18 protein-coding genes and 1 riboswitch are annotated in these 19,001 nt (G+C 73.1%); of the genes, 10 read left to right on the forward strand and 8 right to left on the reverse strand.

Going from position 1 to position 19,001, the window contains the following annotated elements; translation table 11 throughout:
- The first annotated feature begins 276 nt into the window (after positions 1-276).
- The 4 genes from ACFIF2_RS23880 to ACFIF2_RS23895 all read left to right on the forward strand — a co-directional run bounded on the left by ACFIF2_RS23880 (position 277) and on the right by ACFIF2_RS23895 (position 4,043).
- Complete coding sequence (locus ACFIF2_RS23880) at positions 277-1,131, forward strand: SDR family oxidoreductase (protein ID WP_395575267.1); 855 nt, start codon at positions 277-279, stop codon at positions 1,129-1,131.
- 149 nt (positions 1,132-1,280) lie between these two features.
- A complete protein-coding gene (rarD, locus tag ACFIF2_RS23885; protein WP_395575268.1) occupies positions 1,281-2,288 on the forward strand; it encodes an EamA family transporter RarD in 1,008 nt (335 codons plus the stop codon).
- Positions 2,289-2,370: 82 nt separating this feature from the next.
- On the forward strand, positions 2,371-2,841 hold the full coding sequence (locus ACFIF2_RS23890) for a VOC family protein (protein ID WP_395575269.1): 471 nt from the start codon (positions 2,371-2,373) through the stop codon (positions 2,839-2,841).
- Positions 2,842-3,068: 227 nt separating this feature from the next.
- Positions 3,069-4,043: a M28 family metallopeptidase gene (locus tag ACFIF2_RS23895; RefSeq protein WP_395575270.1), complete on the forward strand. Its 975-nt coding sequence runs from the start codon at positions 3,069-3,071 to the stop codon at positions 4,041-4,043.
- 20 nt (positions 4,044-4,063) lie between these two features.
- Here the strand turns inward: ACFIF2_RS23895 and ACFIF2_RS23900 are convergent, their stop codons facing one another.
- On the reverse strand, positions 4,064-5,509 hold the full coding sequence (locus tag ACFIF2_RS23900) for a tetratricopeptide repeat protein (protein ID WP_395575271.1): 1,446 nt from the start codon (positions 5,507-5,509) through the stop codon (positions 4,064-4,066).
- Between the two features lie 239 nt (positions 5,510-5,748).
- Here ACFIF2_RS23900 and ACFIF2_RS23905 point away from each other — a divergent pair, with 239 nt between their 5' ends.
- Both ACFIF2_RS23905 and ACFIF2_RS23910 read left to right on the forward strand, forming a co-directional pair.
- Positions 5,749-6,306, forward strand: a complete 558-nt coding sequence (locus ACFIF2_RS23905; protein ID WP_395575272.1) for a DUF6668 family protein — start codon at positions 5,749-5,751, stop codon at positions 6,304-6,306.
- 89 nt (positions 6,307-6,395) lie between these two features.
- Positions 6,396-7,010: a flavodoxin family protein gene (locus ACFIF2_RS23910; protein WP_395575273.1), complete on the forward strand. Its 615-nt coding sequence runs from the start codon at positions 6,396-6,398 to the stop codon at positions 7,008-7,010.
- A gap of 1 nt (position 7,011) precedes the next feature.
- Here the strand turns inward: ACFIF2_RS23910 and ACFIF2_RS23915 are convergent, their stop codons facing one another.
- From ACFIF2_RS23915 to ACFIF2_RS23930, 4 genes are all read right to left on the reverse strand, one after another.
- The gene (locus ACFIF2_RS23915) at positions 7,012-7,938 is read right to left on the reverse strand and encodes an ABC transporter permease (RefSeq protein WP_395575274.1); all 927 of its coding nucleotides are present in this window, start codon (positions 7,936-7,938) and stop codon (positions 7,012-7,014) included.
- Positions 7,925-8,941: an ABC transporter ATP-binding protein gene (locus ACFIF2_RS23920; protein ID WP_395575275.1), complete on the reverse strand. Its 1,017-nt coding sequence runs from the start codon at positions 8,939-8,941 to the stop codon at positions 7,925-7,927. The genes ACFIF2_RS23915 and ACFIF2_RS23920 overlap by 14 nt, the downstream gene beginning before the upstream one ends.
- 102 nt (positions 8,942-9,043) lie before the next feature.
- Positions 9,044-10,291 (reverse strand): outer membrane lipoprotein carrier protein LolA, encoded by a 1,248-nt coding sequence (locus ACFIF2_RS23925; protein ID WP_395575276.1) that lies wholly within the window; start codon positions 10,289-10,291, stop codon positions 9,044-9,046.
- Positions 10,292-10,568: 277 nt separating this feature from the next.
- Positions 10,569-11,579, reverse strand: coding sequence for a polyprenyl synthetase family protein (locus ACFIF2_RS23930; RefSeq protein WP_395575277.1), 1,011 nt, complete (start codon positions 11,577-11,579; stop codon positions 10,569-10,571).
- A gap of 701 nt (positions 11,580-12,280) precedes the next feature.
- Positions 12,281-12,449: riboswitch (cyclic di-AMP (ydaO/yuaA leader) on the forward strand.
- A 5-nt stretch (positions 12,450-12,454) separates the two neighbouring features.
- Here ACFIF2_RS23930 and ACFIF2_RS23935 point away from each other — a divergent pair.
- Entirely contained in the window at positions 12,455-12,946 is a 492-nt protein-coding gene (locus ACFIF2_RS23935; RefSeq protein ID WP_395575278.1) for a transglycosylase SLT domain-containing protein, read from the forward strand.
- A gap of 16 nt (positions 12,947-12,962) precedes the next feature.
- Here ACFIF2_RS23935 and ACFIF2_RS23940 read toward each other — a convergent pair whose 3' ends face one another.
- On the reverse strand, positions 12,963-13,772 hold the full coding sequence (locus ACFIF2_RS23940) for an HAD family hydrolase (RefSeq protein WP_395575279.1): 810 nt from the start codon (positions 13,770-13,772) through the stop codon (positions 12,963-12,965).
- A gap of 295 nt (positions 13,773-14,067) precedes the next feature.
- On the opposite strand from ACFIF2_RS23940, the gene ACFIF2_RS23945 reads away from it, so the two are divergent.
- From ACFIF2_RS23945 to ACFIF2_RS23955, 3 genes are read left to right on the forward strand one after another with little or no spacing between them, the layout of a single operon-like run.
- Positions 14,068-15,132: a GNAT family N-acetyltransferase gene (locus ACFIF2_RS23945; protein WP_395575280.1), complete on the forward strand. Its 1,065-nt coding sequence runs from the start codon at positions 14,068-14,070 to the stop codon at positions 15,130-15,132.
- A 37-nt stretch (positions 15,133-15,169) separates the two neighbouring features.
- A complete protein-coding gene (locus tag ACFIF2_RS23950) occupies positions 15,170-16,552 on the forward strand; it encodes a glycosyltransferase (protein WP_395575421.1) in 1,383 nt (460 codons plus the stop codon).
- Positions 16,549-17,379: a polysaccharide deacetylase family protein gene (locus ACFIF2_RS23955; protein WP_395575281.1), complete on the forward strand. Its 831-nt coding sequence runs from the start codon at positions 16,549-16,551 to the stop codon at positions 17,377-17,379. Before ACFIF2_RS23950 ends, ACFIF2_RS23955 begins: the two co-directional genes overlap by 4 nt.
- Before the next feature lie 30 nt (positions 17,380-17,409).
- Here the strand turns inward: ACFIF2_RS23955 and ACFIF2_RS23960 are convergent, their stop codons facing one another.
- Together ACFIF2_RS23960 and ACFIF2_RS23965 are read right to left on the reverse strand one after the other, a co-directional pair.
- Positions 17,410-18,540 carry a glycosyl hydrolase gene (locus ACFIF2_RS23960; RefSeq protein WP_395575282.1) on the reverse strand — a complete coding sequence of 377 codons (1,131 nt, stop codon included), beginning with the start codon at positions 18,538-18,540 and terminating at the stop codon, positions 17,410-17,412.
- A complete protein-coding gene (locus ACFIF2_RS23965) occupies positions 18,537-18,989 on the reverse strand; it encodes a hypothetical protein (protein ID WP_395575283.1) in 453 nt (150 codons plus the stop codon). The genes ACFIF2_RS23960 and ACFIF2_RS23965 overlap by 4 nt, the downstream gene beginning before the upstream one ends.
- Positions 18,990-19,001: the final 12 nt, after the last annotated feature.

Here is a 19,001-nt window from a genome sequence, read left to right on the forward strand (position 1 = left end):
GCTCGACACCGCCGTCGAACAGAACGGCAAGGGCGACCTCGCCACCCTCCTCGCCGGCAACGACACCTGGACCGTCGTCGGCTGACGGATCGAGCCGAGGGCATCACGGCCGAGAGGCCCGGGCGGAAACGTCCGGGCCTCTCGGCGTTTTCTTCGCGTGCCGCTCTTCTGGCACTTACGAAGACGTAAGTCACTTACCTCAAAGTGGGCACTTTCCATTAGTTAGCGCAGCTCTTAGGGTTAGTTGCATCAACCCCCACAAGGAGCGCTGAAGTCATGAGCATCGTCGTCACCGGAGCCACCGGACACCTCGGCCGCCACGTCGTGCGGCAGCTGCTGGAGAAGGTGCCGGCCGACCGGATCACCGCGGTGGTCCGCGACCGCGACAGGGCAGCCGACCTCGCCGCCCAGGGCGTACGCCTGGCGGTCGCCGACTACAACGCCCCGGAGACCTTCGACGGCGTGTTCTCGGCCGGCGACCGGGTGCTGCTGATCTCCGGCAACGAGTTCGACAAGGGCCGCGTCAGGCAGCACACCGTCGTCATCGACGCGGCGAAGCGGGCCGGTGCGGCCCTGCTCGCCTACACCAGCGCCCCCAGCAGCCTCACGGCCGCGCTCGCCGACGACCACCGCGCCACCGAGGAGGTCCTGGTCAGCTCGGGTGTGCCGTACGTGCTGCTGCGCAACGGCTGGTACCACGAGAACTACACCGAGCAGCTCGCCCCGGTGCTGGAGCACGGCGCCGTCGTGCAGGCGGCGGGCGAGGGTCGCGTCTCCTCCGCCTCCCGCGCCGACTACGCGGCCGCCGCCGCCGCCGTCCTGACCGGCGAGGGCCACGAGAACACGGCGTACGAGCTGGGCGGCGACGAGGCGTGGAGCTTCGCCGAGTACGCCGCCGAGCTGAGCCGGCAGACCGGCAGGGAGATCGCCTACACCCCCGTCACCGGCGACGCCTACGTCGGCATCCTCACCGGCGCGGGAGTGCCCGGGCCGCTGGCGGACGTCCTCGCGGGTGTGGACGCGGCGATCGAGAAGGGCGAGCTGGTCGTCTCCACCGGCGACCTGTCCCGGCTGGCCGGCCGCCCGGCCACGCCGCTCGCCGAGGCCGTCGCCGCCGCGCTCAGGAGCTGACAACAACCACCGGGCCTCGGCGGCCCGGCCACCGCCGCCTGTCATGACCGTATTGCGATACGGGCATGACAGGCGGCCGGGTGCGGCGTTACCTTCGTTCTGGCATGCGTCCCCCGTCCCGGCATGCCGTGTGCGAGAGGGAGGTGCCCGTGGCCGGGTCGTCCAGGAGTGAGCAGCGCATAGGTCTGCTGAACGGCTTCGCCGCGTACGGGATGTGGGGGCTCGTCCCCCTGTTCTGGCCGCTGCTCAAGCCCGCCGGGGCCGGGGAGATCCTCGCCCACCGGATGGTGTGGTCGCTGGCCTTCGTCGCCGTCGCCCTGATCGTCGTACGGCGCTGGGCCTGGGCCGGCGCGTTGCTGCGGCAGCCGCGCAAGCTCGGCCTGATCACCGTGGCCGCCGCGGTCATCACCGTGAACTGGGGCGTCTACATCTGGGCCGTGAACAGCGGCCACGTCGTCGAGGCCTCGCTCGGATACTTCATCAATCCCCTGGTCACCATCGCGATGGGCGTGCTGCTGCTCAAGGAGCGGCTGCGGCCCGCGCAGTGGGCGGCCGTGGGGACCGGCCTCGCGGCCGTGCTGGTCCTGGCCATCGGCTACGGCCAGCCGCCGTGGATCTCCCTCTGCCTCGCCTTCTCCTTCGCCGTCTACGGCCTGGTGAAGAAGAAGGTCAACCTCGGTGGCGTCGAGTCGCTGGCCGCCGAGACCGCGATCCAGTTCCTGCCCGCGCTGGGCTTCGTGCTGTGGCTGGGCGCGCGGGGCGAGTCCACCTTCACCTCCGAGGGCGCCGGACACGCGGCCCTGCTCGCCGCGACCGGCCTGGTCACCGCGATTCCCCTGGTCTGCTTCGGCGCGGCGGCGATCCGCGTGCCGTTGTCCACGCTGGGGCTGCTCCAGTACCTGGCGCCGGTCTTCCAGTTCCTGCTCGGCGTCCTCTACTTCGGCGAGGCCATGCCGCCCGAGCGCTGGGCCGGTTTCGCCCTGGTCTGGCTGGCGCTGACGCTGCTCACCTGGGACGCCCTGCGCACCGCCCGCCGGACGGCCCGGACGCTCAGGGAGCAGCTGGACCGGGCGGGCGCCGGCGTACCGCCCGCCAAGGAGAGCACGGGGCTGGAGCCGGACATCGAGCAGTTCGACGCGTCGGGGACGAAGTCCTAGCCCGCCCCCTCCTCGGAGACGGTTCCGGCGGTTCCGGCGATTTTGCCGCCTGTCCGCTCGCGCATCCCATATGACTGGTCGCATGACATCGACCTCACGGCCCGCCCCGCTCCACTTCAAGATCGTCATCGACGCCGCCGACCCGCACGCGCAGGCGGACTTCTGGGCCGCCGCCCTCCACTACGAGGTGGAGGACCACAGCGCGCTCGTCGAGAAGCTGCTGGGCTTCGGCGCCGTACCGGCCGACCTGACCGTCGAGTCGCACGGTCGCCGCGCCTGGCGCGACCTGGCCGCCGCACGGCACCCCGACGACCCCTACCAGGAGGAGAGCGGCGCCGGGCTGGGCCGGAGGCTGCTGTTCCAGCGCGTACCGGAGGCCAAGACCGTCAAGAACCGGGTCCACCTCGACGTGCACGCGGAGGAAGGGCGGCGCGAGGAGGAGGTCGCCCGCCTGGAGGCGCTGGGAGCGAGCGCCGTGCGGCGGGTGAGGGAGCAGGGCGGGGAGTGGGTGCTGATGACGGACCCGGAGGGGAACGAGTTCTGCGTCCAGTAAGACGCGGGGAGAGGGCCGGGAGAGGCCGGGAGTAGGACGGGAGTGAATCGGGAGAGGGCCGGGAGGGGGCCGGGCGTAGGCCGGAGTGGGCCGGGAGAGGGCTCCGATATGCGCGACCGCATGGCCGGATAACGGTCTTGACGGAGGGTCGGGCCCGGCCACACCATCCAGGCACCCCATTCACTGCGGAGTCCCCCAGGACTCCCTAGGAATTCGGAGCCCCCCACATGAAGCTCCCCCTTTCCGGGCGCGCGCTGACGGCCGGTGCCGTCGCGGTCGCCACGCTGGTCACCGGCGGATCGGCGGCAGGCGCGGCGCCCGCCGCCCACGCCACCGCCACCGCCCACGACCCCGCGGCCGTCGCCGCCGCTCCCGACATACCGGTGGCCAACGTCAAGGCCCACCTCACGCAGCTGCAGTCGATCGCCACGGCGAACGGCGGCAACCGCGCCCACGGCCGCCCCGGCTACCAGGCCTCGCTCGACTACGTGAAGGCCAAGCTGGACGCGGCCGGGTTCACCACCACCGTCCAGCGGTTCACCGCGTCCGGCCGCACCGGCTACAACCTGATAGCCGACTGGCCCGGTGGCGACGCCCAACAGGTTGTCATGGCCGGGTCACATCTGGACAGTGTCTCCTCCGGCCCCGGCATCAACGACAACGGCTCCGGCTCCGCCGCCGTCCTGGAGACCGCGCTCGCCGTCGCACGGTCCGGGTACCAGCCCGCCAAGCACCTGCGCTTCGCCTGGTGGGGCGCGGAGGAACTGGGTCTGGTCGGCTCGCGGTACTACGTCAACAGCCTGGGCTCCACCGGCCGCGCGAAGATCAGCGGCTATCTGAACTTCGACATGATCGGCTCGCCCAACCCCGGCTACTTCGTCTACGACGACGATCCCGTGATCGAGAAGACCTTCAAGGACTACTACGCCGGCCTCGGCGTCCCCACGGAGATCGAGACCGAGGGCGACGGCCGCTCCGACCACGCGCCCTTCAAGAACGCGGGCGTCCCCGTCGGCGGCCTGTTCAGCGGCGCCGACTACCGCAAGACGTCCGCGCAGGCGGCCAAGTGGGGCGGCACCGCGGGCCAGCCGTTCGACCGCTGCTACCACTCCTCCTGCGACACGACCGCGAACATCAACGACACGGCCCTGAACCGCAACAGCGACGCCATCGCCTACGCGATGTGGGAGCTGTCCCAGTAGGTCACCCCTGGACCGGCCGTTCAGCCGGTCTGCGCGCGGAGGCGGCCGGCCAGGCGGTCCATGCGGACGCGGGCGGACTCCAGTTGCTCGGGGTCCTCCGCGGCCGGCCCCCCTTCGGCGGCGAGTTCGTCCCAGAGCCCGACCAGCTCACGCCCCAGCTCCAGGCCCCGCGCCGGGTCACGCACGGCGCGCCAGGCCGTGGCCGCGCTCCGCACGTTGCCGTACGCCGCCTCCGCGTCGTCCGCGCGGCGGTGTATCCGGGCCAGGTCCAGCGACAGGCGGAAGGCGCGGTCCGGGTCGCCGGACAGGTAGGCGATGTACGCGGTGAGCTCGCGGAGCCGGAGTACCTCCGGGTGCTCCGGCCCCAACGTCCCGGAAGCCTCCGTCACCGTCCGCTCCGCGAGCTGCGCCGCCTCCTCCGTACGCCCCTCCTTCACGGCCTCGTTGATGCGGGCCGTGGGCCCGGCGAGGATCGCGGGGACGGTGGCGTCACCGGGTGCGGTGAGCGGTTCGTCCCCGAGCACGGCCTCGGCCACGGCGTCGAAGCCGCGGGCGGGGGTGGGGGTGGGCCTGGGTTCGGGGTCGGCGATCAGCTCGGGGGCGAGGGCCCGGGCGGGTGCGGCGGTGACGTCGGCTTCGGGGGCGGGGGCCGGGACGGGCCGAGGCGCCGGCTCAGGGTTACGGGGGCGAGCGGGACCGGCGTGACCACCGGAGCCACCGGGGCCACCGGGGTCACCGGGGTCACCGGGGTCACCGGGGTCACCGGGGTCACCGGGGCCACTTGAGTACTCCGGGCCGCCCGAGCCCTGGGAGCCGCTGCCGGTCGCCGGTACGCCGTCCATCCGGGGTGGCGGCCCGAACACCCCCGTCGGCGGCGCCACCGTGCCGGGCGCGGTGCCCCCGGGCCCGTCCGGCAGGGCGCGCAGCGTGTACGTCGGTGCGGAGTCGCCGGCCGGCGCCGGCGAGGGCTCGGTCACCGTCGGCAGGCGGAACGTCGGGGCGCTGTCACGCGCCGGTTCCACGGAGCGCAGGACGTGCGTGGGCCGGTCCCGCCGTACGGCCGGCTCCTCGGGCACCACCGGCACCGGCTCCTCGGGCGCCGCCGGAACCCGGTCCGCAAGCCCCGCCGGCACCCGGTCCGCAGGCCCCGTCGGCACCGGGTCGGCGGTCAGGTGGCTGGAGCCGTCCGGGTCGACCCGGAGCGGGACGGAGTAGCCGATGCGCTCGTCGTGGATGGTGGCGAGGACGGGACGGCCGGCGGCGAGGGCGAGTCGGTGGAGGCGGTTCAGGACCGCGTTCTGGATCTCCTCGCCGGGTGCCGCGACGACGAGTGAGCCGTCGACCCGGGCGCTGCGAGCGTCGCGGCCGGCATCCGGCACCCGCACGTCGATCGGCGTCACCGCGGCGGCGGGCGAGTACTCGGCGCCCTCGTGGTCCCGCTGCTTGTCGCGGCCGAGTCGAGACATCGTTCCCCCACTCATCGGCGGCTTCCGTCGGCGGTCACGCACCCGTACCGTCCAGAGCCTGTCATGCCAGTCCTGCCTGTCGTACACCTGTTGTCGAGTCTCTCCGCTCGCTCCCGATTCTCACGTCACCGGGGTGTCACAGGCTCGTTCCAGGAGGTCACGCCCGTGTCCGCGGGCCGGCGAAGGGGCGGCGCGAGCCGGGGGTATGGCCGGAGGGGAGTGCGGGCAGGCGGTCAGCCATGCGACGTCAGGGACCGGAAATATGGATCCGCGGACCGGTGACCACACCGGAGCCCGCCCCGGGGCGCTCGGCCGGGGCACCCGCCCCTGGGCCGCCCGCCCCCGGGACGCCCCCGCCCACGGAGCCGTACGCCCCCTCCCCCGACCGCGCGCGGCGCTTCTCCTGGGTCGGTGTGCACGGCGGCGCCGGCGTCTCGACGCTCAGCGCGGTGTACGGCGGGCACGACTGCGGGCGCGACTGGCCCGGCCCCGGCGAGCCGCCGTCGGTCCTGCTCGTCGCCCGGACGCACGCGGCCGGGCTGGCGGCCGCCGAACGGGCCGTGGCCGCCTTCCGGAGCGGGCGGGTTCCGCCGGGGCTCGACCTCGACTCCGTCGTCCTGGTCGCGGACGCGCCCGGCCGGCTGCCCCGGCCGCTCGCGCGGCGCGTACGGCTGCTCGAAGCGGCCGTGGACGTGCACCGCGTGCCGTGGGTCCCCGCCTGGCGCCTGGGTGAGACCACCACCGGCCCGCCCCGCGGGACCGGCCCGCTGGTCCGCCTCACGGGGCGGGTGCGCTGAGCCGGTCCGGAACCCCTGGCGCACCTGCATGCACGTACATATAATGCATGAGCTGGTATTCGCGCACGCCTACCACTCTGGGGGACCCCATGACCCGCCGCTTCCTCTTCCTGCTGGGCAGCAGCCGCTCCGACGGCAACACCGAGCTGCTCGCCCGCCGCGCCGCCGAGCAACTGCCCTCCGACGTCGAACAGCGGTGGATCGACCTGGCCGAGCATCCGCTGCCCGAGTTCGAGGACCTGCGGCACGACAGCGACCACCGGCGCCCCACGGAGGGCAACGCGGGCCTGCTGCTGGACGCCACGCTCGACGCGACCGACCTCGTGATCGCCTCGCCGCTGTACTGGTACGCGCTGTCCGCCCCGGTCAAGCGTTACCTCGACCACTGGTCGGGCTGGCTGCGCACGCCCGGCCTCGACTTCAAGGCGACCCTGGCCGGCCGCACCCTGTGGGGCGTGACCGCGCTCGCACACGAGGAGCAGGAGGTCGCCGACCCGCTGATCGGCACCCTGAACAACTCGGCGGCCTACATGGGCATGCGCTTCGGCGGGGTGCTGCTCGGCAACGGCAGCCGGCCCGGTGACGTCCTGCGGGACGCGGACGCGCTGGCACGCGCCAAGACCTTCTTCGCCCAGGAGGCACCACTCGCCCGCTTTCCGTACGAGCGGACGTCCGAGCGTACGGAGGCCGCCGCCGCGAAGTGACCTACGAGGTGATGTCCTTCGCCGTGAACCGCGCCCAGGCCGCCGAGCCGAACACCGCCGCGTAGAGGGCCTGGAGGCCGAGGTTCCTCACCAGGTCGTCCCAGTAGACGGGTTCGCGCATCAGGTCGGCGAAGGACAGCCAGTAGTGCGAGAAGAGGTACGGCTGGAGCGCGTCGAGCTGCGGGATCTGGTCGAGGATCTGGACGGTGATCACCAGCCCGACCGTGGTCGCCATGGCCGCGATGCCGCTGCCGGTCAGGGTCGAGACGAACAGGCCGAGAGCCGCCACGCCGACGAGCGAGGCGGCGACGACCAGGGCGATCAGCAACGCCCGTCCCAGGCCCTCGGCGTAGGTGATGCGGGTGCCGGAGATGGTGGTCAGCTCACCGGCCGGGAACAGCAGGGCCCCGACCGCGAGCGCCGAGACGGCGACCACCAGGGTGGCGGCGAGGCAGAAGGCGATCACCGTCGCGTACTTGGTGAGCAGCAGGCGGGTGCGGCCGGCCGGGGCGACCAGGAGGTAGCGCAGGGTGCCCGCACTCGCCTCGCCCGCGATCGCGTCGCCCGCGACGACGCCGACGGCCATCGGCAGGAAGAACGGGAGGGTCGCGGCGAGCGCGGTGAAGACCAGGAACAGGCCGTTGTTGCTGATCTGCGAGATGAAGGCCGGGCCCTCGCCGCCGCCTCCCCCGCCGCCCCCGCCGCCACCGAGGGACGAGCCGTCGCCCGTCTCGATCCGCACGGCGATCCCCACCAGGACCGGCACGGCGGCCAGCACACCCAGCAGGGCGAGGGTGCGCCAGCGCCGGAAAGTGATCAGCAACTCGCTGCGGAGCAGTCCGAGCGTCCACAGCGGACCGGGGGCGCGCACGCTCTCCGCCGCCCCTTCCCGTACCGCCCCTTCCCGGATCACGTCAGCCCGCGACATCGAAGCCCTCCCCGGTCAATGCCACGAACGCGTCCTCCAGGGAGGCCCGTTCCACTCCGAAGCCGCGCACCCGGATCCCGGCCGCGACCAGGGCGGCGTTCAGGTCGGCGAGGTCGCGCTCGGGCGGTTCCGCCGTCACCCGGTCCTCGGCGACGACCACGTCTCCGGCACCCTGCTCCTTCAGTACCCGGGCGGCCTCTTGCGCGTCCGGCGTGGTCACCACGAGCCGGCCCCGCGCCCCGGCCGACAGGTCGGCGACCGGGCCCTGGGTGATCAACCGCCCCTGGGCCATCACGGCGGCGTGCGTGCACACCTGCTCGATCTCGTCCAGCAGGTGGGAGGAGAGGAAGACGGTGGTGCCGTCGGAGGCGAGTTCGCGCACGAGCGTGCGGATCTCGCGCATGCCCTGCGGGTCGAGTCCGTTGGTCGGCTCGTCCAGGACCAGCAGGCGGCGCGGTTGGAGCAGTGCCGCGGCGAGCCCGAGACGCTGCTTCATGCCCAGCGAGTACGCCTTCGCCTTCTTGCCCGCGGCGGCGGCCAGTCCCACCCGGTCCAGTGCCTCCCCGACGCGCCGGCGCCGGGTGCTCGGGTCGGCGGTCGGGTCGGCGGCGTCGTACCGCAGGAGGTTGTCGCGGCCGGAGAGGAAGCCGTACAGGGCGGGACCCTCGATGAGGGCGCCGACCTGGGGCAGTACGGTGCGGGCGGCGCGCGGCATGGGCCGGCCCAGGACGCGGGCGGTGCCCGAGGTGGGCTCGATCAGGCCCATCAGCATGCGGATGGTGGTGGTCTTGCCGGAGCCGTTGGGGCCGAGGAAGCCGAAGACGCTGCCCGCCGGGACGGTCAGGTCCAGACCGTCCACGGCGAGCTGTCCGCCGCGATAGCGCTTGGTGAGCGCGCGGGTGGCGATGACGGCGTCGGCCTCACCGCCGGGGCCCACGCCGTCCCGGTCCGCGCTGTCCTGCTCGGGCAGGCGTTCCGGCTCCGTGGCGGACAGCTCGGCCATCGGCTCCCTCTCTTCGTGCTCTTCGTCCTCTTCGACGTGCTCGCCGTACGGCTGTGCCCGCCCTACGGCTGTGCCCGCCCTACGGCTGTGTCCCGCCGTCTCCTACTGCGCGGCGTCGGCAGCCTTCACCAGCGCGTCCTTGGTGACCGCACCGGCGTAGACCTTGCCGTCGTCCGTGATCAGGGCGTTGACCAGGCGGGTCTTGAAGACCGTGCCGGAGCCGAAGTCGCCCTTGACCTGGTCGCCGAAGGAGCCGAGGAAGCCGCCGAGGTCGCCGCCGGCGGCCTCCGTGGGCAGGCCGCCCTCGCCGCCGGTGTCGAAGGTGGCGATCGTGTTCCAGCCCTCGCCGACGGTCTTCAGGCCGTCCGCCTCCTTGGCGAGGCCGCCCGCCTCGCCCTTGCGCCCGCGCTCCGACGCCCCGTCCTCCTGCGCCCCGTGCCCCGGCGCCCCGGCCGGCTCGTCGCCCTCGGTGACCTTCGCGCCCTTGGGCGGGGTGAAGTCGAAGGTCGACGCGTCCGGCTTCGCGAAGCTGACCTGCGTGAAGCCCGCGTCCACGACGGCGGCGCCGCCGCTCGACGGGGTCAGCGTGAACTTCAGCGGCGTCCCGGTCTCGGCGTCCACCGCGATGCTGATCGCGCCGACCGTCGAGCCCTCCTGCCTGGGCTCGATCACCAGCCGGTACGCGTCCCGGCCGGCCACCTGGGCGGTGCCGTCGACGGTCACGGACGTGGTGTCGTCGACCGCCTTGAGCGCCTGGTCGGCGAAGTCCTTCGGTGTGGCCGGAACGTCCTTCTCGGGCTGCCCGGACGCCTCGGGGACGGTGGAGTGGTAGACCTCGTTGGACCGGCTGTCGTAGCCCCAGACGTCCTTGCCGTCGTGGATCAGGCTGTACTCGGCGGCGTTCTCCAGCAGCGACAGCTTCTGCCGGTCGGGGCCGTCGGCGGCGACCCGGAGCGTGTGGGTGCCGGTCACCAGCTCGGTGAGCTTGGCCGACGGGTCGGCGGCGGAGCCGTCCTCGTCACCGCCCGCGCCCGGCGCACCGGACATACCGGACATCAGGCCGCTCTCCAGACCGCCGAGGTCCGGCAGCCCCAGGTCCGTGCTGATCTTGACCGTGCCGGAGAGCTGCTCGACGTCCGACTCGGCCATCTTCTCGAGGAGTTGCGCGGCGGTGACCTTCGGCAGGTCGGGGTCCCCGGAGTCGGCGAGCGCGGGGACCAGCCCGATCGTCGCGGCCGCCACTCCCATCACCGCGACCGGGACGACGTACCGCGCGGCCTTGCGCCGTCCGGTGCGCGGCTCCTCGCTCTGCCCCACGGTCGTCGTGCCCTCGGAATCGATCGGTGCCATGTGTGCCCTACCTCCGTCGTCGGCGGCGGCTGTCTCGCGACCTCGCACTGGTTCATCCGTGAGCCGCCATTCTCACCCGAATCGGTGAGGATTGGTGTTTTCCGTGATGACCATCTGACCAAATCGGCCGGGCAGAAGCGTCAGACCCCGGACTCAACTCCGCCTACTCCTGCGGGATGACACGCAGGGGCGTGGACTCCCCCGACCCGTAGGGGGCAGGGCACGCCACCCGGCGGGCAGCGCCCCGCCCGTGACGCGGATCACGGGCGGGCGGAGGCTAGCCGGCCCGGTGCACCACGGCGTCGCACAGTTCCACGAGCGCGGCCTTCGCCTCGCACTCCCTGAGCGGGGCGAGCGCCGCCCGGGCGTCCTTGGCGTACCGGACGGTGTCCTTGCGCGCCTGCTCCAGGGCGGGGTGGGCGCGCAGCAGGCGCAGCGCCTCCGCGTGCCGGGCGTCGTCGCTCAGGTCGGAGTCCAGCAGCTCGCTCAGGGCGATGTCCTCGGCGAGCCCCAGCCGGGCCGCCCGCTCGCGCAGCCGCAGCACCGGGAGGGTCGGGATGCCCTCGCGCAGGTCGGTGCCGGGCGTCTTGCCCGACTCGTGGGAGTCCGAGGCGATGTCCAGGACGTCGTCCGCGAGCTGGAAGGCGACGCCGAGGCGCTCGCCGTACTGGGTGAGCACGTCCACGACCGTCTCGTCGGCGCCGGACATCATCGCGCCGAACCGGCAGGAGACCGCCACCAGCGAGCCCGTCTTGCCGCCCAGCACGTCCAGGTAGTGGTCCACCGGGTCCCGGCCGTCCTGGGGCCCCGCCGTCTCCAGGATCTGGCCGGTGACGAGCCGCTCGAAGGCGAGGGCCTGCACGCGGACCGCCTCGGGCCCGAGGTCGGCGAGGATCTGGGAGGCGCGGGCGAAGAGGAAGTCGCCGGTGAGGACCGCGACGGAGTTGCCCCACCGCGTGTTCGCGCTGGGCACGCCGCGTCGCACGGCCGCCTCGTCCATCACGTCGTCGTGGTACAGCGTGGCGAGGTGGGTCAGCTCCACGACGACGGCCGAGGGCACGATGCCGGGGGCGTAGGGGTCGCCGAACTGGGACGCCAGCATGACCAGCAGGGGCCGGAACCGTTTGCCGCCGGCCCGCACCAGGTGCTGGGCGGCCTCCGTGATGAAGGGCACCTCGCTTTTGGTTGCCTCGAGCAACCCTTCCTCGACCGCGACCAATCCGGCCTGGACATCGGCTTCCAGAGCCTGGTCCCGCACGCTCAGCCCGAACGGCCCGACGACGGTCACGAGGGGTCTCCTGTCTGCTGGTGTCTACTGGCGATTACCTGGTTTGTCGATAGGTCGCTGCCACCACTCAAGTCAGCGTATCCGGTCACGTTTCGATCACCGCTAGCGCCCACCGTTACAGGCCGGTCGGTATCGGATCATGCGCGGTATGTTTTTGATCAGGTGATATGAGCAGACATTGATCGACATCCCCGAGACGGGAAGCCGCCACCGAAGATCACATCACCCCTCCCAACGCCCCGCACTCCGAGTACGTCACCCGCACGGCCCACTCCACCTCCGTCCCGAACAGATGCCCGCACGGCACGCGGAAACACCGGACGGACCGGAACCGGCCACGGCGGAGACCGGCACCCGCCGCACGGGGCGATCGGACCGCCCGACGGCCGCGCGACCCGAAGCCTTCCGCACCGCTGGGCGGTTGAAGCCAAGTTGGGCCTGATGCCCGATTTGCGCCCCTTGTTGACGCCCGTGAGTTGGCTCACTCCCCCGCGACTGTGGGCAACCCTGCCGCCGACTGTGCCCTCCCTTTGCGCCACAAGCCAGTTGAGGCTTGGCAGCAGCAAAGGATCAAGCGCATCAAATGCCCCAGATCAAGGTCAACAGGCGCGTTGGGTGATTCCTGCACTTGTTCCGGACATGTGCTCTCGCATACGTTCCCGGCCTGTCGGGCGGACGCCGAATCCTGCCACCGCCCGGACACATGTCATCCGCCAACACACTTCGCAGGCAGGAGCGGGGGACCCAGGTAAGTCGCCGCGCCGGTCACCACCGGAGCGGCTCGGGGTGAAGCCGTGCCCGTCAGGGCCCGGCCGGGCACCTCCCCGCCCGAACCCGACAGCTCACCTCGCAGGCGTAAGGAGAGGGACTGAAGCATGTCTGCCAACGGTCAGAACCGTCACGCCCGCACCACCCGCCTCGCCCGCAAGCTGGCCCTGGCCGGCACCGGCGCCGCGGTGCTCGCCCTGCCGCTCCTCGGTGCCACCGGTGCCTCCGCGGCCACCCCGGCCGCCGCCCCGACCGCCGCCACCGCCGCGACGACCTACCCGGACAACCTCGACGGCTGGATCCGCGAGTCGCTCGACATCATGGCGCAGCACGGCATCCCCGGCTCGTACGAGGGCATCCACCGCAACATCATGCGCGAGTCCTCCGGCAACCCGCTCGCGATCAACAACTGGGACATCAACGCCGTCAACGGCACCCCGTCCAAGGGCCTGCTCCAGGTGATCGACCCGACCTTCCAGGCGTACCACGTGCCCGGCACCTCCTGGGACCCGTACGACCCGGTCGCCAACATCACCGCCGCCTGCAACTACGCGGCCGACCGCTACGGCTCGATGGACAACGTCTTCGGCGCCTACTGAGCCGCAGGGACGCGGGTCAGCGGGATCCGAAGAGACGCTCGAGGACGACGGCCACGCCGTCGTCCTCGTTCGTCGTGGTGACCTCGTCGGCCACCGCCTTCAGTTCCGGATGGGCGCCGGCCATGGCGACGCCGTGGGCCGCCCACTGGAACATGGGGATGTCGTTGGGCATGTCGCCGAAGGCGATCGTCCGCTCCCGGCCCACGCCCAGCCGCTCGGCGGCCAGCGCCAGCCCCGTCGCCTTGGTGATGCCGCACGGCTGGAGCTCCACCGTCCCCGGCCCCGACATGGTCACCGTCGCCAGGGAACCGACCACCGAACGCGCCGTCGTCGCCAACTCGTCGTCGGACAGGTCGGGGTGGCGCAGCAGCACCTTGCTGATCGGCGCGCTCCACAGTTCGTCGCGCCGGTCGACCCGCACCGCGGGCAGGGTCGGGTGGGGCATCAGGTAGCCCGGCTCGATGAGCGTCAGGCCGTCGACGCCGTCCTGGTCGACCGCCGCGTGCACCTGCCCGACCTCGGCCTCGATCTTGCCGAGCGCGGTCTCGGCCAGCTCCCGGTCCAGGGTGACCGACCACAGCATCCGATGCGCTCCGGCGTCGTACACCTGCGCGCCCTGACCGCACACCGCGAGCCCCGTGCAGCCGAGCCCGTCGAGCAGGGCCCGCACCCTCGGCGCCGGCCGGCCGGTCACCACCAGGTGCCGCGCCCCCGCCCCGGCCACCCGCGCCAGCGCGGCCAGCGACCGGTCGGAGACGGTGTCGTCGCCGCGGAGCAGCGTGCCGTCGAGGTCGGTGGCGACGAGTGAATATGCGGTGCGGTCCATGATCAGAGAATACGGACACCGCACCTGTCCGACTCACCCGCGATCGCATCCGAACGAGGACGCGCGAGTACGGCACAAGTGCGTACGAGTCCGGCACGAGTGCGGCCGAGGACGCACGTTCGTGTCCGAAACCTGGCACATCATCGCGTTCATCGGCTAAAGCCGGTTAAAGGCCTGTGCACCGGTTGGCAACAACATGGTCCGCTACCTACCGGTCGGGCGGCCCCGACGGTACCTTCCTTCTGTCCAGGGGGGACTTGATCGGGGGGTCGGGTTGAACGGCGGACGTGTACGCGTGCTCAGGCCGGAGGAACTGGGCGAGGGGGAACGGGAGCGCTGGCGGGAGCTGCGCGCCGGGTCGACGGCGCCGCGCAACCCGTTCATGGAACCGGAGTTCACCGACGTCGTGGGCCGGGTGCGGCCGCGGGCGCGGGTGGCGGTGGTGTACGACGGCGGTGACCCCGCCGGTTTCCTGCCGCACGAGCGCGGACCGCTGGGCCAGGGCCGGGCGATCGGGCTCGGCGTGTCGGACTGCCAGGGCGCGGTGCTGCGCCCGGGCCTCGCCCCGGACACCCGCGCCCTGCTGCGGGCCTGCTCCCTGTCCAGCTTCGCCTTCGACAACCTGGAGGCGGCACAGGGACTGTTCCTACCGCACGCGGCGGAGGAGCACACCGCGTACGTCATCGACGTGGAGAAGGGGTACGCCGCGTACGAGGACGTGCTGCGCGCGCAGTCGCCGAAGTTCCTGAAGACCACCCTCGCCAAGGAGCGCAGGCTCGGCCGCCAGGTCGGGGACGTGCGCTTCGTGTTCGACGAGCGCGATCCGGCCGCGCTGCGCACGCTCATGGCGTGGAAGTCGGCGCAGTACCGCAGGACGGGGCGCCGGGACCGGTTCGCCCAGGAGTGGATCAGCCGGCTCGTCGCCCGCCTGGCCGAGACCCGGGCGCCGCAGTGCACGGGCACGCTGTCCGTGCTCTACGCCGGCGGCCGGCCCGTCGCCGCCCACTTCGGGCTGCGGTCGGCGACGGTCCTGGCCTGCTGGTTCCCGGCGTACGACCCGGACTTCGCCAAGTACTCGCCGGGGCTGGTGCTGCATCTGCGGATGGCGGAGGCCGCCGCCGCCGAGGGCGTCGGGCTGCTCGACATGGGCCGGGGCGCGGCGGAGTACAAGGACGCGCTGAAGACCGGCGAACTGCCCGTGTACGAGGGGACGGTGACGCGGGTGGGCGCGGGCGCCGCGCTGCACTGGCTCGGGCGCGAACCGGCCCGCCGCGTACACGGGTTCGTGCGCGACCGGCCCCGGCTGGCGTCGCTGGCCGTACGGACGTTGAGGGGCGTGGCCCGGCTTCGCCGGTCATGACGGAGGGCGATCAGGAGGGGGTGGGCGCGTGGCCGGTGTGCGGCGTGCGCGGCAGGGGACACTGCGGGAGATCGAGGGCTTCCTGAGCATCGAGCCCGTGCAGGTCGCCGAGCTGGAACTCGGTGACGAGGGGGCTGCGGGGGGCGCGGAGGGCGCGGAGGGCGCGGAGCTGAGACCGGGGCCGGGCAGTGCGCCGGTGACGTGCGGGATGGTGTTCCTGCTGGTCAGGCAGGCCGGTGTACCCATCGGCACCCTGCTCGGGCGGGTGCCCGAGGGCGCGGATCCCACGGAGGTGCTGGCCGGGCTCGCCCGGGAGCTGCCGCGCGGGGCGCCGGCCGAGCCGTCGCCCCGGCCGCCGTCCGCCAGTGTCGTGGTCGCCACCCGGGAGCGGGCCGGCCGGCTCGCCCGCGCGCTGGACTCGCTGCTCGCGCAGGACCACCCGGACTTCGAGATCGTCGTCGTCGACAACGCGCCCGTGACCGAGGAGACCCGGGAACTCGTCGAGCGGAAGTACGGCGAGCGGGTGCGCTACGTGTGCGAACCGGTGCCCGGTCTCGCGATCGCCCACAACCGAGGGCTCGCGGCCGTGCGCGGTGAGGTGGTCGCCTTCACCGACGACGACGTGGTGGCCGACCCGCGCTGGCTCACCGAGCTGACCGCGCCGTTCGCCGCCGACCCGCGCCTGGGCTGCGCCACGGGGCTGATCCTGCCGGCCCGGCTGCGCACCCCGGCCCAGGTGCTGCTGGAGAGCCACGGCGGCTTCGCCAAGGGCTTCACCCCGCGGACGTACGACCCGGCGCACCCGCCCGCCGACGAGCCACTGTTCCCGTTCACGGCGGGCCGCTTCGGCTCCGGCGCCAACATGGCCTTCCGCACGTCGGCGCTGCGGGCCGTCGGCGGCTTCGACCCGGCGACCGGCGCGGGCACGCGCGCCCGGGGCGGCGACGACCTCTACGGCTTCGTCCGCGTCCTGGCCGGGGGACACCGGCTGCGCTACACGCCGCGCGCGCTGGTCTGGCACCACCACCGGGAGACCTGGCGGGACCTGGAGACGCAGGCGTACGGCTACGGCGCTGGCCTCACCGCCTACCTCACGGCGATCCTGGTGAACCGGCCCGCGCTGCTGCCCGCCCTCCTCGCCCGGGTGCCGGGCGGGCTGGCGCACGCGCGCAGGCTGACCGCGGTGCGCGCCACCGACGCGCCCGCCACCGACGTACGCGCCACCGGCGTACGCCCTGCCGACGCGCGCCCCGCCGGGGACGGCACGGCACCGGCGGGGGTGCCGGGCGGGCACGACTCCCGTACGCATCCCTGGCCGCGGCGCCTGTCCCGGCTCCAGCGCCGGGGCATGCTGTACGGCCCCGTCGGCTATCTGCGCGCCCGCCGGGCGCTGCGTACGGCCGGGTGGGAGGCGGAATGAACGAGGGGGCGCCGGCGCACATACCCGCCGGATCGACCGCGCACATACCCGTCTTCCTGTACCACGCGGTGATGGACGACCCGCCCTCGTGGATCGCCGAGTTCACCGTCCGCCCGAAGGAGTTCGCCGCCCACCTGGACGCGATCGTCGACAGCGGCATGGCGCCCGTCACCATCAGCGCGCTCGCCGACCACCTCGCCGGGCGGGCGCCGCTGCCGCCCCGGCCGGTGCTGCTCACCTTCGACGACGGGTTCGCCGACCTGCCCGGTGCCACGGCCGAGGCGCTGGCCGCACGCGCGCTGCCCGCCACCGCCTACCTCACCACCGGGGCCATCGCCCCGGGCGGCCGCAGTCTGCTGCCGCCCGCTCCGATGATGACGCTGGGCGCGGCGGCGGAGCTGGAACGTTCCGGCATGGAGATCGGCAGCCACACCGTCACCCACGCGCAGCTCGACACGCTGTCCGCCAAGGGCCTGGCGTACGAACTGCGCACCTCCAAGGCCGTACTGGAGGACGCCCTCGGGCACCAGGTGCGCCACCTCGCCTACCCGCACGGCTACAACAGCGCGAAGGTGCGGGCGCTCTCGGCCCGGGCCGGGTACGAGACGGCGACGGCGGTGCGGCACGCGCTCAGTTCGGACCGCGACGAGCGGTACCGCATCGCCCGGCTCATCGTGCGCCGCAGCCACACGGTCGCCGACGTCGAGGCGTGGCTGGCGGGGACGGGCGCCCGGATCGCCCCCTACCGCGACGGGCCGAAGACGGTCGCGTGGCGGTGGTACCGGCGGGGGCGGGCCGTGGTCCGGGGGCCCGAGTTCGCGGGGTAGGCGGCGGGTGCGGGGGCCGTGCGCCCGCGGTCAGCCGCGCGGCTGGTTCAGGTGCGGGTCGGCGGCCGCCTCGCGCAGGACGGCCCACGCCTGGTCGTTGGCCACGGACAGGTCGCAGTGCGGTCCCGGGTCGCGGTAGTTCCACTGGAGGGCCGCCTTGACGCCCTCCAGGTCCTTGAGGACCCGGGGCACCTGTGCGTACCACTCGGCCTGCCGGTCCGGCCGCTTCGGGTCGGAGGCGCTGCCGAACTCCGAGAGCATCAGGGGCTTGTCGTCGGAGATGTGGTCGCGGATCCAGTCGTGGGTGGCGTACTGCGTCTGGGCGAAACTGAGCCAGTCCGCCTTGTGGCAGAGGTAGTAGTTGTACTGGTTGTAGCCGATCCAGTCGACGTAGTCGTCGCCCGGGTACATCTTCTCGAACAGGTCGGCGTGGTCCAGGTAGCCGGTGATGATCCAGGTCCACACGACGTTCTCGACGCCCAGCTCGCGGAACCGGTCGTGGATGTGCCGGTAGGCCCGGACGTACTCGGCCGGTGAGCCGTTGTCCGGCGTGCGGGTGTCCATCTCCAGGTCGAAGGAGAGGAACACCTTCTTCCCCGTGCGCTCGCCGTACTCCTTGACGCGCCGCGCCTGAACGTCGATCACGTCGTCGTCCCGTTCGCCGGCGGCGATCTGCTTCCAGGTGGGCTGCTGCTTCTTCGTACCGCCCCACCACTTGCTCTCCCAGGACAGCAGCAGCATGCGGTCCTCGCCGACGCGCTGCTCCTGCTCGGTGAGCAGCTGGCCCTCCAGGCGGGTGTCCGTGACGGCGGACATGTCGTGGTACGTGTACACGAGGTCGAGCCTGCGGCCGACGTTCTTCTCGTAGGCGCGGACCTTCTCGGCCAGGTCGGTCTTGTCGTGCGGCACGAAGGCGCCGAACCAGGCGCCGCAGGGCGGTTCGAGCAGCTCGGTCGGGCGGCACCTCTCGTCGTCGGCCGGGCCGGCCGGGCCTGAGGCGTCGCGCAGGGCGAGCACGGCGACCAGGACCGCGCAGGTGGCCGCGACGGACGTGATCAGCAGGCGGCGCCGGCCCGCCCCCTGGGGGGCCTTGGGCCTGCGGTGCTGTCCGGTCGTCGTCGAGTCTCCGGTCGTACGGCGGGCGGGACGGGCGAACCTCACAGAGTGGAACCCTTCCGTGTCCTCGGCGCCGCCCCCGGCGCCGTGGTGGGCGTCGGGGAGGCACGCAGGCGCGGGCAGAACGCGGCCAGCGTGGTCAGCAGGGTGAGCGTCAGCAGGACACGGTCCCCGCTGAGGGCGTGCGCCGCGATCAGGACCGTCGCGACGAGCATCGCGGCGGCCACGCTCAGCAGGACGGCAAGCAGCAGCCGTTCCAGCAGGTCGGAGTGGCGTTCGAAGGCGGCGTCCCGGCGCCCGACGGGGCCCTCGGCGCGGTGGGCGCGCAGCGCGGGTCCGCAGACGCCGACCAGGGCGGCGCCCGGTCCGACGGCCAGGAAGGCGGCGACCGCCGCGCCGCGCAGGGGTGAGCCGCCGGGCAGGGCGAGCGCGGCCAGCGCCAGCCAGCCGCCGAACGGGGGCAGCATACGGATCACGAGGTCCTGCGGTGTCATGGCTCGCGCCCC

This window comes from Streptomyces sp. BK79 (genome assembly GCF_044142145.1).
GTDB lineage: Bacteria > Actinomycetota > Actinomycetes > Streptomycetales > Streptomycetaceae > Streptomyces.

What these genes read in the sequence shown, in the direction of transcription:
- ACFIF2_RS23925 (WP_395575276.1), bottom strand. Translation starts at nt 10,291, where the DNA reads ATGGCACCGATCGATTCCGAGGGCACGACGACCGTGGGGCAGAGCGAG.
- ACFIF2_RS23905 (WP_395575272.1), top strand. Translation starts at nt 5,749, where the DNA reads ATGCGACGTCAGGGACCGGAAATATGGATCCGCGGACCGGTGACCACA.
- ACFIF2_RS23895 (WP_395575270.1), top strand. Translation starts at nt 3,069, where the DNA reads ATGAAGCTCCCCCTTTCCGGGCGCGCGCTGACGGCCGGTGCCGTCGCG.
- ACFIF2_RS23920 (WP_395575275.1), bottom strand. Translation starts at nt 8,941, where the DNA reads ATGGCCGAGCTGTCCGCCACGGAGCCGGAACGCCTGCCCGAGCAGGAC.
- ACFIF2_RS23935 (WP_395575278.1), top strand. Translation starts at nt 12,455, where the DNA reads ATGTCTGCCAACGGTCAGAACCGTCACGCCCGCACCACCCGCCTCGCC.
- ACFIF2_RS23900 (WP_395575271.1), bottom strand. Translation starts at nt 5,509, where the DNA reads ATGTCTCGACTCGGCCGCGACAAGCAGCGGGACCACGAGGGCGCCGAG.
- ACFIF2_RS23910 (WP_395575273.1), top strand. Translation starts at nt 6,396, where the DNA reads ATGACCCGCCGCTTCCTCTTCCTGCTGGGCAGCAGCCGCTCCGACGGC.
- ACFIF2_RS23880 (WP_395575267.1), top strand. Translation starts at nt 277, where the DNA reads ATGAGCATCGTCGTCACCGGAGCCACCGGACACCTCGGCCGCCACGTC.
- ACFIF2_RS23940 (WP_395575279.1), bottom strand. Translation starts at nt 13,772, where the DNA reads ATGGACCGCACCGCATATTCACTCGTCGCCACCGACCTCGACGGCACG.
- ACFIF2_RS23955 (WP_395575281.1), top strand. Translation starts at nt 16,549, where the DNA reads ATGAACGAGGGGGCGCCGGCGCACATACCCGCCGGATCGACCGCGCAC.
- ACFIF2_RS23890 (WP_395575269.1), top strand. Translation starts at nt 2,371, where the DNA reads ATGACATCGACCTCACGGCCCGCCCCGCTCCACTTCAAGATCGTCATC.
- ACFIF2_RS23965 (WP_395575283.1), bottom strand. Translation starts at nt 18,989, where the DNA reads ATGACACCGCAGGACCTCGTGATCCGTATGCTGCCCCCGTTCGGCGGC.
- ACFIF2_RS23915 (WP_395575274.1), bottom strand. Translation starts at nt 7,938, where the DNA reads ATGTCGCGGGCTGACGTGATCCGGGAAGGGGCGGTACGGGAAGGGGCG.